The sequence below is a fragment of the Acetivibrio clariflavus DSM 19732 genome (assembly GCF_000237085.1).
Classification (GTDB): Bacteria; Bacillota; Clostridia; order Acetivibrionales; family Acetivibrionaceae; genus Acetivibrio; species Acetivibrio clariflavus.
Genome location: NC_016627.1, coordinates 2,042,857 through 2,057,202, shown reverse-complemented (window position 1 = coordinate 2,057,202; position 14,346 = coordinate 2,042,857). Strand labels below are relative to the sequence as shown.

13 protein-coding genes are annotated in these 14,346 nt (G+C 35.3%); all 13 read right to left on the bottom strand.

Translation table 11 applies throughout. The features are described 5' to 3' along the window. Positions 1-13: 13 nt before the first annotated feature. On the bottom strand, positions 14-1,618 hold the full coding sequence (locus tag CLOCL_RS08755; protein ID WP_014254990.1) for a glycoside hydrolase: 1,605 nt from the start codon (positions 1,616-1,618) through the stop codon (positions 14-16). 250 nt (positions 1,619-1,868) lie between these two features. Next, a complete protein-coding gene (gene istB / locus CLOCL_RS08750) occupies positions 1,869-2,627 on the bottom strand; it encodes an IS21-like element helper ATPase IstB (RefSeq protein WP_014254989.1) in 759 nt (252 codons plus the stop codon). Further along, complete coding sequence (gene istA, locus CLOCL_RS08745) at positions 2,605-4,194, bottom strand: IS21 family transposase (RefSeq protein WP_144687005.1); 1,590 nt, start codon at positions 4,192-4,194, stop codon at positions 2,605-2,607. Before istA ends, istB begins: the two co-directional genes overlap by 23 nt. A gap of 362 nt (positions 4,195-4,556) precedes the next feature. Continuing rightward, complete coding sequence (locus CLOCL_RS08740; RefSeq protein ID WP_041715038.1) at positions 4,557-5,465, bottom strand: hypothetical protein; 909 nt, start codon at positions 5,463-5,465, stop codon at positions 4,557-4,559. 340 nt (positions 5,466-5,805) lie between these two features. After that, positions 5,806-6,399 (bottom strand): aminotransferase class IV, encoded by a 594-nt coding sequence (locus CLOCL_RS08735; protein WP_014254986.1) that lies wholly within the window; start codon positions 6,397-6,399, stop codon positions 5,806-5,808. Then, on the bottom strand, positions 6,383-7,408 hold the full coding sequence (locus tag CLOCL_RS08730; protein WP_014254985.1) for an aminodeoxychorismate synthase component I: 1,026 nt from the start codon (positions 7,406-7,408) through the stop codon (positions 6,383-6,385). Before CLOCL_RS08730 ends, CLOCL_RS08735 begins: the two co-directional genes overlap by 17 nt. Before the next feature lie 21 nt (positions 7,409-7,429). Then, on the bottom strand, positions 7,430-7,792 hold the full coding sequence (locus CLOCL_RS08725) for a sirohydrochlorin chelatase (protein WP_014254984.1): 363 nt from the start codon (positions 7,790-7,792) through the stop codon (positions 7,430-7,432). Between the two features lie 84 nt (positions 7,793-7,876). Continuing rightward, positions 7,877-9,163 (bottom strand): glutamate-1-semialdehyde 2,1-aminomutase, encoded by a 1,287-nt coding sequence (hemL, locus tag CLOCL_RS08720; RefSeq protein WP_174269795.1) that lies wholly within the window; start codon positions 9,161-9,163, stop codon positions 7,877-7,879. Beyond that, positions 9,160-10,140, bottom strand: coding sequence for a porphobilinogen synthase (gene hemB / locus CLOCL_RS08715; RefSeq protein WP_014254982.1), 981 nt, complete (start codon positions 10,138-10,140; stop codon positions 9,160-9,162). The genes hemL and hemB overlap by 4 nt, the downstream gene beginning before the upstream one ends. Then, the gene (gene cobA / locus CLOCL_RS08710) at positions 10,133-11,635 is read right to left on the bottom strand and encodes a uroporphyrinogen-III C-methyltransferase (protein ID WP_014254981.1); all 1,503 of its coding nucleotides are present in this window, start codon (positions 11,633-11,635) and stop codon (positions 10,133-10,135) included. The genes hemB and cobA overlap by 8 nt, the downstream gene beginning before the upstream one ends. After that, positions 11,617-12,507, bottom strand: coding sequence for a hydroxymethylbilane synthase (gene hemC, locus CLOCL_RS08705; protein WP_014254980.1), 891 nt, complete (start codon positions 12,505-12,507; stop codon positions 11,617-11,619). Before hemC ends, cobA begins: the two co-directional genes overlap by 19 nt. Continuing rightward, entirely contained in the window at positions 12,504-12,995 is a 492-nt protein-coding gene (locus CLOCL_RS08700) for a precorrin-2 dehydrogenase/sirohydrochlorin ferrochelatase family protein (protein ID WP_014254979.1), read from the bottom strand. The genes hemC and CLOCL_RS08700 overlap by 4 nt, the downstream gene beginning before the upstream one ends. Positions 12,996-13,060: 65 nt before the next feature. Then, positions 13,061-14,248 carry a glutamyl-tRNA reductase gene (gene hemA / locus CLOCL_RS08695; protein ID WP_014254978.1) on the bottom strand — a complete coding sequence of 396 codons (1,188 nt, stop codon included), beginning with the start codon at positions 14,246-14,248 and terminating at the stop codon, positions 13,061-13,063. Between the last annotated feature and the right edge of the window lie 98 nt (positions 14,249-14,346).

Here is a 14,346-nt window from a genome sequence, read left to right as displayed (position 1 = left end):
GATTGCAAAATATTTATTGTTCTACCGGGAATTTTTGAATCATTCCTAATAAATACATTTTCATATAAGCACAGTCGATTGAAGTTATTCTTCCGTCACCATCCAAATCAGCCACTTTATCGCCATTATCTACCGGAAAACTGTTAATTTGACCTAACAGATACCATTTCATGTAACCGTAATCTATTGAGTTTACATCTCCGTCTCCGTTGACATCTCCATAAATTATTGAAGCTGATTCAGTGTCTCCCACAAATGTTGTTATCGAATTTGGGGCTAATTCAAAGCTAAAGCTGGAATTATTTACTGTTATATCGGAGCCTTTTTCCAAGTTTTGTGTTGATGATGTTGTGTAAGGTGTAACTGAAGCCGGTGAAAATCCTTTTAATGTATATGTAATTGACTGTTTTGACCAACCGTTGTTTATGGCTACTATGGCAAACTTGCCGGTTTTGGGATCTTTATATGCAGTAACATACACATTGGATACCGGATTTTTAGTGGCTTCAATTCTCTGCCAGCCTGGTCTTATAAATCTTGAAAATTGTCCGATAGTATATAACCTTTTTGCCACTTTATAAGTTTTGCTGTTTAAGTCCATTTGTATAAGACCTTCTCCGTTATACGTTTTGAAACATGCACCCCACCAATAAAACCATGCATTTCCTTCTGTAATAGTCATAAAATCATGAATTTCTTTTGCCCATCTTAATCCGTCATTAATTGTAGTGTCATTACCGTTCATATCGGATACTTCTGTCATCCAAATACCTTTTCCTTTAGATTTTGTTGTTGTGAAAGGTATATAACTGCTTCCGTAATTGTGGGCACCGACAATATCTACTCTTTTAACTGCAATTGGGTCATTCAGGGAGTTAATTGCATATTGTTCGTTAAAGCTCATATTTTCAGCAAAGACAACTTTTGCAGTTATGTTTTCTTTATCAAAAGTAGGTACCAAATAATCCCTCATAAATATTCTCAATTCTTCCGGTGACCATCTGCACGATGAATAAGATGTTTCAAGGTTAGGTTCATTTTGAATTCCAATATGTGTTATTTCAATTCCAAACTTTGATTTATAGTTCTTTATGTGCTCAGCCAAATATGTGGCATAGGCCTGATACTTATCGGTTCTGAGAGAGCCTCCCACTACAGAACCGTTTGTTTTCATCCATGCCGGTGGACTCCAAACGGTATAAAGTATTTGATCAACCCCATATTTCGATTGGATAGCCCTGATCATAGGGATCTGGTCATCGTTAGATTCATTCCAGTCCCATACGTCTTCAGCCGGTTGCATCGTTTTATTCGGGCCGTCATCGGCATTTCCCCAAGTTCCACCATCACCAAGTATTGAACGGAAGATGGAAAAACCTGCCCCATCAGTTGTTGAAAATAATAAATCGTAAATTTCATTTTGTTTTGTTTCACCCAGACGTGCAATATTGTTTGACTGGTGGAAAGCTTCCGACACTCCAAATCCGTCAATGGTTTGATAAGTGGTGTCCCAATCAACGGTAACAGTTGATGCTGCATATAAATTTGTGGGCAATACCAATATTAACATGGATATCAGCAATGCTGCCACCGTTGTTAAACTAACTGTTTTTCTCACACAAATCCCTCCCGCAAAATATTAAATTATTAAAGTAAAAACTTATTTCTGCATAATGAAATAACTAGATAGTATAATAAGTAAAATGTTTTATGAAAGTTAACATGGAAAGCACTAAAACGAGTGGATTGACTAATATACTGAATTCATGGCAATTTTTTATTAAAATACTTATCAATTCTATTATATCTGAAACAGCATGTGAATGTCAAGTAACTTTTTACAATTTTCGGTCAATAATTTTTTACACCTAATTATTACCAAATATGGTTTGTCGATGTTTTAGCCTATAACTTTCTCCGTCAAGATTTAGCACTTGGCACTTATGGACAATTCGATCTAATATTGCTGTAGTGATTGCCGGGGCGCCTAAAAGTTCCCCCCAGTCTTCAGGTCCTTTGTTTGAAGTAATAATAATTGAGGATTGCCCATATAGTTTGTTAATAAGCTGAAAGAACAGATTAGCTTCATGTTTTTCCATCGCTATAAACATTAAGTCATCGATTATTACCAAATCAGAATCAACAATACGTTGGTATCTTGTCCTGGAAGTTCTTAATATCTCCTGAGTTTTTAATATATGTATTAAATCATGCATGGTTATAAAGTGAACTTTGTATCCACAATTAATGGCTTCTACGCCTAAACCTATAGAAAGAAACGTTTTACCTACTCCTGTAGGTCCGAGCAGAATTAAATTATAGCCCTGCTCAATCCAGCTTAATTCTCTAAGCTGGTTAAATTGTTTCTTGCTTAAAGTAGTCTGTTCTTTTAGGTCAAATTCATCAAGAGTTTTATATTCAGGAAACTCAGCATGTTTTAATCTCCTTTCAAATCGTTTCTCTTCTCTACCTTTTATCTCGCATTTGAGAAGTTCTTCAAGAAACTTTTCATAGGATATTGACTCGTTTATTGCTTGATTGAATATATCTTTAATTTGTACTGCAATATGGTGTAAATTTACCGTTTTAAGCATAGTTTCAATATTATCTATTTTGGATTGTTGCATTCTCATTCCCCCCTAAAGCATTAATATATTCTGATATATCTCGAATTTTGGGTGTAATATTAATTTTTTCGAAATTGTCAGGAGTTAACGGTACTAGTTCTGCTCTTATTGTATTATCTAATTTTGCTTTATCTTTTTCATAATGAGCTACTGCATCTTGAAAATCAGTGGCTTTGTAAAGGTGATTCTTTATGCAAAATTCCAGAGCTTTATTAATGGATTCTAACGAACTATCTTTCATGGTTGATTGAATTAGATTAAGCTGATCCCTTATGTGCCGAGGTTTTTCTTTCTGTATGTTTTCCATAAAGATTTTTGCCTTTGCCGATTCAGCAAATCTATCTGCAATCTGATTTATTAGGTCTGATATCTTAACACTAATATCTCGCTTATGGTTACTGTTTTTTAGTATATTTCCCTTATCTGCCGGTATTTGATATTGAGCTAGTTTTTTATCTGTATCAATATCTATAATTACCAATTCGGTTTCACTTATATAATTGACTTTGACATATGTATAAGGCCCTTTGTAAGTTCCTTTCGGAACAGAATATCTATTTCCTTTTATGGGAACAGTATTGTCTTTTCTTACTTGATAGGTTAAACTTAGAGAAGGAGTTTTAGTTTTTATTTTGCTGAGTATCGGTTTAAGATATTTCTTTTCTTCAAGAAATACTTGAGCCGGTACTTTCCTTGTTGTTCCATGTACTTTGCCGTTACCACGCCTTTCTAGCCAACTAAGACAATCCTCATTCCAACGGTCAATATTGTAAAATGTACGGTGTCGTGCAAAATTGTTTTTTACAAAACCAACTACGTTTTCAATTTTTCCCTTACTTTCTGGGTCCGCCTTACGGCACATATATACTTTAAACTTACGTTTTTGATGATATCCTGCAAACTCACGGGTGTATATCAAGTCTCCATAGTTTTCACTTACAAGAATTACATGGTCCTGGTCGTAAACTATTTCTTCCGGCATACCTCCATAGTATTCAAAAGCATTTTCGTGTATTCGAATAATATCAGAAGTAGTAAAAGGTCTGCTTTGCCATTCACAATATTTATATCTTGAATGGGCTAAAACAAAACACATTACATAAAGACGTATATCCTTCCCATCTTCTTTTTTTACCTTTATTTCACCAAAATCAACTTGCATTTGCTTTCCCATTGGCAGTTCTTCAACTCCCTCATACTCCCGTATTTTTGTTGTTTTATGAATATTATGCTCCTGTCTTAGTAATCTAATATATCGTCGTAAGGTCTCTTCTGAAAACGGAAGCGTTTTGTACTTTTCTTCAAGCCAGTCAAAAATCTGTGAGGCTGATAAATCAGGGAATTCCCTTAACCATAATAGAATTTCAGCACTGTATGGCTCGGGCTTCTTTTTACGTACCTGTATTCCTTCAATAAATTCTTCAAACTCGTCTGTCGACATATTAAGATATTTGTTTACTGTAGGGCGGCTGATATCAAGTTTTCTTGCAATCTGAGATTTTTTTAACCCTATTTTCTTAAGATGTTTTATTTCACTATACATATGCCATCCTTCTTCCTTTTTCAATGTTCATGCTCCTTTCAGTATAATTAAATATTATACCGAAAAAGCCCTTTATTTTCACTTTGACAGTTTAATTGATATGAATATTATTGACTTGAACTTATATTATCTGATATGACTATTTTATAGATATGAACTTCCAGTGTTCTGATATGGTTATTTACAGATACTTGTAAAAATCGTAAAATCTTATTGACCGAAAACTGTCAATTATATTTTACCATTCACACAGCAAATTAATACAATAAAATACAGGAACATTGGCTCTCTCTTTTTGACATAAAAAAGCCTCCTATAATTATTTTATTATAGGAAGCTTATTTTACAGAGTTTTAATATTATATGGAATTTATGTAGTCTTACAATTAAGGAACAATGCTCATGCTTTTTTTCTCAATTTCATCCAGCTTAATCTTTGCCTTCAAACCGTTATAAATACCAATCAAAGCAACTACGTGTACAATAATAGACACAAAATCCCGGAATACTATAGCAACAAGCATATCTAAAGCATATACAATCATACCTACTATAAAGCTCCATTTATGTTGTTTATTTGCAAAGTATCCGATAACAATAAGAATCCCGACAACAAAAACATTAATTGCGATTGCAATAAACATAGTAAAATTCGCTATCTCAGGTGTATGCTCATTTATAACAAGAGCTAAAATATCCACAAATTGCAGTATAAAAAGTCCTGCCAGAAACCTCCAGTCAGCCCCAGTAAATATAGCAATAGTATTTATTATCGAAAGTCCAGCAATCAAATAGAACCAAATTGCCCCGTTCTTCATAGCATGTTTTGCTCTGAAAGCTTCATTTACATATATATCACTGATTTGTTTTTCAGACATTTCACTGTTTGCTAATTCTTCAACTTTTACCAGTTTAGTGACGTCCAATATCTTGCCTGTGGTAATATAATTTTTTAATGGATTTTCATCGGGAACATACCTAACTAAATCTTCAATAAACATAGATTTTTTCATTACGGATAAAGGTATCCAAACCGGTCTTCCATGGCCTTTACAAAATAATTGCAAATATTTAAAACATATTAATGTTATAGGCTTTACACTATATATATCATCCCAATTTATAAGTACCCAATTATTATACAAAGCTCCTGATTGTTGATTTTTAACAATTAATCCATTTTCATTTATTTTTATCGGATTTGTTATAAATATAATAACTGTAGTTAGTGCCATTATAATTAACCCGATTAAGGATGTTCCAAAGAAGATTTCCCAATTCCAACCTGCAAACAATGTAATTCCTGCTGCAATCCCCTCCCACACTAAACTTAAAAATAGAAACATTGGTAAAAACGAAATATAATATTTTTTTCTTCCATATCAATTGACCTCCAATTAGAATATGTAGCTTTTCAGCATTAAACATTATATTTTGTTCTTTTTATAAATAAAAATATAAATTTGAGTAATTTATATTTTTTCATAAAATACTTCCCCTTTACAAACATTTATAATAAAATCGCAATAACATATTAACATAAACATAAATATTTTACCATCATTATCAAACTAATATTAAAATATATAAAATACAAAAATCTGTTTATTAATATTGATTCCATGGAAATCGGTGCTAATATACTATATTGGATACCGGAATAATTATTTCACCGAAATTCACCATGGTACTGAATATTGCAGCTTTATGGAATCTTTTTAGATCATCTAACCTTAAATCTTCTTCAAAAATCTTTCTTTCCCGTAAGAGCTTTTCCCTTTCAGTACCCTTTAAAAGCGGATATAATGGTGTATACCATCTGTCATCATCGAAAAAAGCTATATTTGCAGCCGATGTGTCAGTCAGTCTATCATTTTTGACAATAAGAATATCATCGCAACTTCCCCGAAGCTCCAATAATTTATTAATATCTGACCGGTCTTCGTATTTGTAAGAATAGTCAATTTCGGCCCTTACTACTTTCAGACTCTTTATTTGCTTTAAAACATAAGGTACAAATTCTACTTTTATGATTTCCTTATTGTATACAACCCTGCATTTGTATAAACCGGTCTTGTTATATTCACAGGAGTGAAGAATCTCATTAAGATCAATGGAATTCTCTACTCCAAACAGTGTTTTTCTTGAATTGTTAAACCGTTCATTATGTATATCGATATTCTCGAAAACTCCATCATTCAGCTTTATTGTTTCAACCAATCGGAACATAAATTTTGTTTTTCAACTCCTCGTATTCGGATTCAACATTACTATAAACAGTAATGCCTCCTCCGGCTTTATAGTAGTACTCTCCGTTGATATTTTCAATAAATCGGATCATAACACCGCTGTCAAGATCTTGTCCGTCAAAATAGCCGCATATACCGCAGTAATACCCTCTGTCATACTTTTCTGCCTCTTTAATAATTTCAACAGTTTTTTTCTTTGGCGCTCCCGTCACAGAACCGGCAGGAAGCAGCGTTGCAATAATCTCTCCAATCTTTTCGTTATAATTTTTTCTTAATTTGCCTACTATTTTTGAACTTACCTGCAAAAGATTCTTCTGGTTGGTAACTATTTTATCAATATATCTGTATTTTTCAACCCGGACATCCGTTGAAACCATACTCAAGTCATTTCTTATCAAATCCACTATTGTTGCATGTTCTGCAGCTTCTTTTTCATTGGAAATAATCAATTCTTCCGCGTTTTCTATTGAGGCATCAATGGTTCCCTTCATGGGATAAGAGGATATAAAACCTTCTTCTATTCTAACAAATATTTCCGGTGAAAAGCATACAAACTGATCTTTATACCATAATTTATATTTGGCACAACTCCGGTAATAAATCTCCTTTAATGAAGTATTCAGTTCAATTCTATTGGGAAAAGTAAGATTTGTAAGGTAAGAGTTTCCCAAATACTCATTGTACCACACATAATCAAAGGCAGCTTTATACTTTTCAAATTCTATCGGACAAGCTTTAATTACAATCTTTTCATTAGTTTTATTGTTTTTCATTGTGCTATTTGTAAAACCGTTAAAATTGTAAAGCATTTCTGAAGGATCGATTTCCGTTGTCTTTTTTATAAAGGGTTTTTTAAAATCAAAATCTATCATAAAGACAAAGGAAATTCTTTCTCTTCCATAATGGTTTGCAGTTTTTACCCACTTTTCAAATTCTTCACCTTCAAAGTGCTGAAACATACTACTACCCTTTCTTTTTTCCAATTCCATATCTGTTATAATGACTATCTTTCATTCTATTTCCTTTATTCTATCAACAAGGATTTCAGCCAATCTCTTATCTGCACCGAGAGTTTTGCCCAAACTCACTTTTATATCCGGATTCTTTTTCAAATAATCTTCCACTTCCCTTGGAATATTTTCACGAATGTGAATTCCATCAAACAAAAAGTAGGGTATTATTTTTATATCCTTCACGCCTTTATCGACTAAATTGTTCAATCCTTTTTGTAAAGTCAATTGGCTGAATTGCAAAAAGGCATACTCTATAATACAATTATCCATTTTTTCCTTTAGCATAGAAATTATTTTTTTAATTGTATCTTCTGCTGATTTATCCCTGCTGCCATGAGCTAAAATTAAAATTCCTGTCATTTTACAGCACTCCTATAACTTTACACCTTTCAAGCCCTTTGATTAAAAATCCCATCATACCGGACTATTTGAAAAGATATAAGCTTAATTTTTTAACCCACTCAATACCTTTTTGGTAGAATATAGAGTTTTATCAATGTCTTCTTCCGTATGGGAATAGCTCACAAACATGGCTTCAAACTGAGAAGGTGCAAGATATATGCCTTCTTTTAACATCGAGTTGAAATATTTTGCATAGAGCTTTGTATCACTGGTTTTTGCCTTTTTAAAATTATCCACCTTTTCGTTTGTAAAAAACACACCGATTAAAGAACCTACACGATTTACGCAAAGCGGCAAAGCAAGTTCCTCTGCAATACTCTTAAAACCATCTTCCATCCTTTTTGCCGTTGCATCGATTTTTTCATATATCTCTCTGTTTTCGTTCAAAATTCTTAACTGTGCATAACCGGCAGCCATGGCTATCGGATTTCCTGATAAAGTACCGGCCTGGTATACGCCTCCTTCGGGAGAAACAAACTCCATTATTTCTCTTCTTCCTCCATAGGCACCCACCGGCATCCCGCCGCCTATTATCTTGCCGTAGGTCACCAAATCGGCTTTTACATTGTAAAATTCCTGTGCACCTCCGATACAGAGCCTGAAACCGGTGATTACCTCATCAAATATTAAAAGAGCGTTATTCTTATCGCACAGTTCTCTAAGTTTTGTCAAAAACTCTTTTTCAGGAGGTACAACTCCCATATTGGCAGCAACCGGTTCAACAATTACTGCTGCTATTTGTCCTTCATATTGATTGAATAATTTCTCCACACTTTCTGTATCATTATATACGGCAACTAAAGTATCCTTAGCCGTCCCTTCGGTGACACCCAGACTGTCGGGCGAAGACAAAGTCAAAGCTCCTGAACCGGCTTTAACAAGCATGCTGTCGCTATGTCCGTGATAGCATCCTTCAAACTTGATTATTTTGTCTTTTCCTGTGTATCCCCTTGCCAATCTTATGGCACTCATTACTGCTTCGGTACCGCTGTTTACCATTCTCACCATATCCACATTGGGCACGATACTGGTAATAAGCTCTGCCATCAAAACTTCATTTACTGTTGCCGCGCCAAAACTAAGTCCATAGTGAAGTATATCGGTAATGCTCTCAACGATCTCAGGATGGTTGTGTCCTAAAATAATAGGCCCCCATGAACACACATAATCTATATATTCTCTGTTATTTATATCATATATTTTTGATCCGTTTGCCCTCTGAATGAACAACGGAGTGGATCCGACAGCTTTAAAGGCTCTTACAGGGCTATTTACACCTCCGGGCATTACTCTTTTTGCCCTTTCATACAAAACACTATGATCCATCAGCCTATATCTCCTTTCTTTATGGCATCGGACAATTCCCTGGCATAGTAAGTGATCAGTATATCTGCCCCCGCCCTATAAATTCCCACCGCTGATTCACACATCACGGCATATTCATTAATCAATCCGGCTTTTGCAGCAGCTTTTATCATCCCATACTCACCGCTGACGCTGTATGCAGCAATGGGTAAATTAGTATTGGCCTTTACTTCTTTTATAACGTCCAGGTAAGAAAGTGCCGGTTTAACCATTAATATATCTGCACCTTCATCTACATCCAACAGTGCTTCTTTTATGGCTTCCCTAATATTGTGATAATCCATCTGATAGCTTTTTCTGTCGCCAAAGGCAGGTGTTGAACCTACAACATCCCTAAAAGGACCATAAAAGGATGAAGCGTATTTTACCGCATAGGACATTATAGGTTTATCGCTGAAACCGTTTTGGTCAAGGCATTCGCGAATAGCCTTAACTCTAAAATCCATCATGTCGGAAGGTGCTACAACATCAGCACCTGCAATAACATGGGACAGGGCTGTTTTTGCTAAATAGGGAAGCGTTTCGTCGTTTAGTATTTTATTTCCGCTGACCATGCCGCAATGTCCATTCGATGTATACTCACACAGGCATACATCGGTAATTATCATCATTTCAGGGAAACGGGTTTTTATTGCTTTTATTCCCTGCTGTACAACACCGTTTTCTGCATAGGCACCGCTGGCAAGAACATCTTTTTCTTTAGGAATACCAAAAATCAACACGGATCTTACCCCATAGTTTAAGGCATCTTCAATAGCATAAGGTACATTGTCGGGGCTATAGTAATAATGGCCTTCTAAGGATTTAATCTCTTCTTTGATACCGCTGCCTTCTTTTATAAATACGGGTAAAACCAAAGAACTTGCAGAAACTCGGGTTTCCCTTGTTAATTTTCTTATATTCTCATTTTCTCTCAATCTTCTGGGTCTGATACTATTCATTGCATACCTCCAAAATTTTAGCAATCATGCTATCTATTGTGGCTTGTTGAGAAATCACATGCTTTATTCCATAGTGCTTTGCCGTTTGGGCTGTTTTATTGCCTATACAAATGCCCGTTATTTTTGACAAATCCGCCTTCGGCATTGATTTGACAAATCCCTCAACCGTTGACGAACTGGTGAAAGTCACAAAATCTATTTCATTATGATTGATTAAATTCTCAAAGTATTTAGCATTTTCATTTTTTAATAATGTGTCGTACAGGGGAATATCTTTATAAAAAATCCCTCTTCCCTCCAATATTTTTGGTATTTCTTCCGTTCCCTTCATTGCTCTTAAAAGCAAAACTTTATCACCATTACCTACTCTTTCGGCAATACCTTTGGCCAGGTGTTCTCCATCAAAGATATCCGGCACGAAATCGGAAATTATGCCATTATCCTTAAGTGCCTGTGCCGTTTGAGAGCCTATGGCAGCAATTTTAATGCCGCTAAGTATTCGGAAATCTTTTGCTTCCCTTTTTATGAAATCAAAAAATATTTTTACTCCGTTTTTGCTTGTAAACACCAACCAGCTATAATCGGAGATATGATCTATTTCATTTTTTAAAAGTTCATTGTCGAAAATCTCCTCAATTTCTATGCAAGGGTATTCATAAACTTCGGCCCCAAGATTTCTAAGCTTTGTACATAAAGTGTTACCTGAAATTTTTGGTCTTGTCACTATGATCTTTTTCCCAAATAGAGGCCTTTTTCTGAACCAATCATATTTAACTGATAGATTACATACCTTACCCACTACAATTACTGCAGGAGGTTTTATATTGCATCTAGTGGCTTTTTCATAAATATTTTCAATTGTCCCTACAACAGTGCGTTGATTTGGATATGTCCCGTTTTCTATAACAGCTACCGGTGTCAGACTATCCATATTTGCTTCAATAAGGCCATCCATTATTTCCTTTAAGTTTGCTACGCCCATTAAAAATACCAAAGTGCCTTCCAGTTGGGAAAGAGCTTTATAATTTATTTTTAATTTTTCATCCTTTTTTCTATGCCCGGTGATAATGTGAACACTACTGCTAAAATCCCTATGGGTAACCGGAATGCCGGCATAAGCCGGAACCGATAAGGCAGAAGTCACTCCCGGTACCACTTCAAAAGGAATATTGCTTTCTGCAAGAAGCTCCAGCTCTTCTGCACCTCTACCGAATAAAAAGGGATCGCCGCCCTTTAACCTTACTACAAAATTACCTTTCTGTGCCTCGGTAAGAAGGATTTGATTAATATTCTCCTGAGTAATTTTGTGGTTTCCGGCATCTTTGCCCGCATCAATTTTTTTTGCACCCGATGGAATTAAATCCAGTATTTCCGAAGATACCAGCCGATCATAAACAACCACATCGGCTTTTTCTATACATTCTTTAGCCTTCAGGGTTAAAAGGCCGAGTTCTCCAGGCCCTGCTCCAACTAATGCTACAAACCCCTGCCCCACTTCCAAACCTCCTCTTTAAGCTTTCGTGCCAAGGATTTTCCTATATTTTGGGCATCTTCAACAGATCCGGACATACTGCCTTTTTTCAAAATACCCATTTTCTCATCTACATACAGCCCGTTTAAAATTAATTTATCACCCTGAATTTGTGCATGGGCTGCCACCGGTGATGAACATCCGCCTTCCAAAGCGGCAACAAAAGCTCTTTCCGCGTCAGCAATATATTTGGATTTTTCACAGTGAAAGCCTTTTAAAAAATCCACATTTTCTCCCTTTCGGGCTTGCACGGCAATAATCCCCTGACAAGCAGCCGGCATAATTTCTTCAGTTGAGAAGTATCTATAAATTCGTTCTTCAAGACCAAGTCTTTTAATACCTGCCGCAGCTAAAACAAGGGCACTGAACTGTCCTTCGTCCAGCTTATTAAGCCTTGATATAACATTTCCGCGAACAGGAGCTATGTTTTCATATCCCAATTGTAATAGCTGAATAGTTCTTCTTTTGCTTGAGCAGCCAATGGGTTTTGTTTTATCTATTTTACCTTTTGGCAATATAAGAACATCCCGTTCATCTTCCCGTTCTGACACTGCCACTATGGGTAAATCGGGATTTATCTCCATCGGTATATCCTTATAGCTATGTACCGTTATATCCACTTTGTCATTTAGCAAAGCATTGTCCAATTCCTTTACAAAAAGTCCTTTACCGCCAATCTTGTCAAGGCTTTTGTTCAATATCTTATCCCCTGTGGTTTTCATTGTTATAAGCTCTGTTTTTATGTTTTTATCATATCTTTCTATTGCATCCATAACAAGCTTTGCCTGGATGATTGCCAGTTTACTGTCTCTGCTGCCCACTCTTATGATTTTCATGTTTTTGTTTCCTCTCTATTTAAATACTCCCTTATTCCTTTTGACTTTTCCCTTACTATATTGTGATTGCTGCCGTTTTTTGAAATAATGCCTCCTACTATGTGCCGGTCGGAAAATACGGCAGGAAAGAAAAAGTCACAGTCTTCTTTGCTATCAGCCCTGTTCATGAGAATGTTTAATTCTCTTGCGTCTTTTGTCGCCGTCTCGTTTACCTCTTTATTATCAGTAGCAATAATGACAATAAAGGCATTTAAAATATCGCTTTTTCTATATTCCCGCATGATAACTTCAATTTTGCCAAGATTATAAAGTTCATCTATTTTTTCGCTTATTTGCGGTGCTATTACCGTAACCTTTGCACCAAACTTTATAAGAGTTTCAACCCGTCTTGCGGCAACGTTGCCTCCGCCAATTACTGCAACCTTTCGGTTCCTTAAATCTATAAAAAGCGGAAAATGGGAAAATTCTCTTTCTTCACTTTCAAACATTTTTAAATATCACATCCTGCTTTTCCTTGCACTTTTTAAGGTTTATTCAGCTATGAAAGCCTAAGTTACTGTTTCTTTGCCTCAATTCCCTCTATTATCTTTAAGAACATATCTTTTGTCAAATCATCTTTTATGGAGTATATGATATAGTCAACGGCTTTACTAATGGCTTTTTCTATTTTTTCTTCTTCCGTTAAGTCCTGCGGCAAATTATCCATCACTTTCTTAGTGGCCAGTTCCTTAATATAAGTTATATCATCGGCGTATTTATGAATAGTAAACCAATCGTAACATTTAGCCATCTGCTTTTCGATTATATTGTTTACAATTTCCATTTCTTTGCTGTTATCCTTTATTGCAAACGTTCCAATGGTATCAATGTTATAATACTTTATTCCGTCAATTGCAGCAACATCAGGGTCAATATCCCTTGGAACAGCCAAATCAATCACATATTCCGGCTTCTTTGTGCATTCAATTAACATTTTATAGCTTATTGTGTGATGCGGACTTAAAGTTGTACTGATTACCGCATCTACCTTTTCCAAATACTCTTGTCTAGAATCATAATCTATAGGTATACAACCGCCAGGAACGATAGTTTCTCCATGCCTGTAACTTCGCAATGTCATATAAACTTTACATTGGGATTGAATTAATTTTCTGCATACACTTCTACCCACTTCACCATTACCTATAACCAGAACCTTAAATTCCGATTTGGCTTTAATACTTTCATCCAAAAGTTCTACAGCTTTTTGGGCAACCGATGGGCTGACACTTCTAAGTAAGACACTGGATTTTACTTCTTTCGCGCAAGTTACAGAATATCGAAACAGGGTATTTAGAATCGGATCACTCACCTTTTCTTTATTGGCTGTTTGAATTGCCTCTTTTACCTGAGAAACAATCTGATCCTCTCCAAATATCATTGAATGAAGTCCGGAAGCAACCTCCATTAAATGTTTTACTGCATCTCTATTTTGCTTAATGAAAAAAAACTGTCTGTATTCGTCAATATCAGCTTCGGCATACTCACAAAGAAGCTTGACGGGATCGATATTTTTTTCATCTGTACTGCCGGATATATACAGTTCAGTCCTATTGCAAGTACATAGTAAAACTACACCTAAGTGACATTTTTTATTTATATCCTTTATTATTTCTCTGACCTTTCTTTTAGTAAAACTAAATTTTTCACGATATTCAAGTTTCGCAGTTTTATAATCAATTCCTGCCATTATTATGTTCAATACCGGCACCCCCAAGTGCTTCTTGCCCTTTGCAATTGTTTTTTTACTGGATCTTCTTTGCATCTGTTCTTTGTTATGTACTTCCTATTATTTATTAA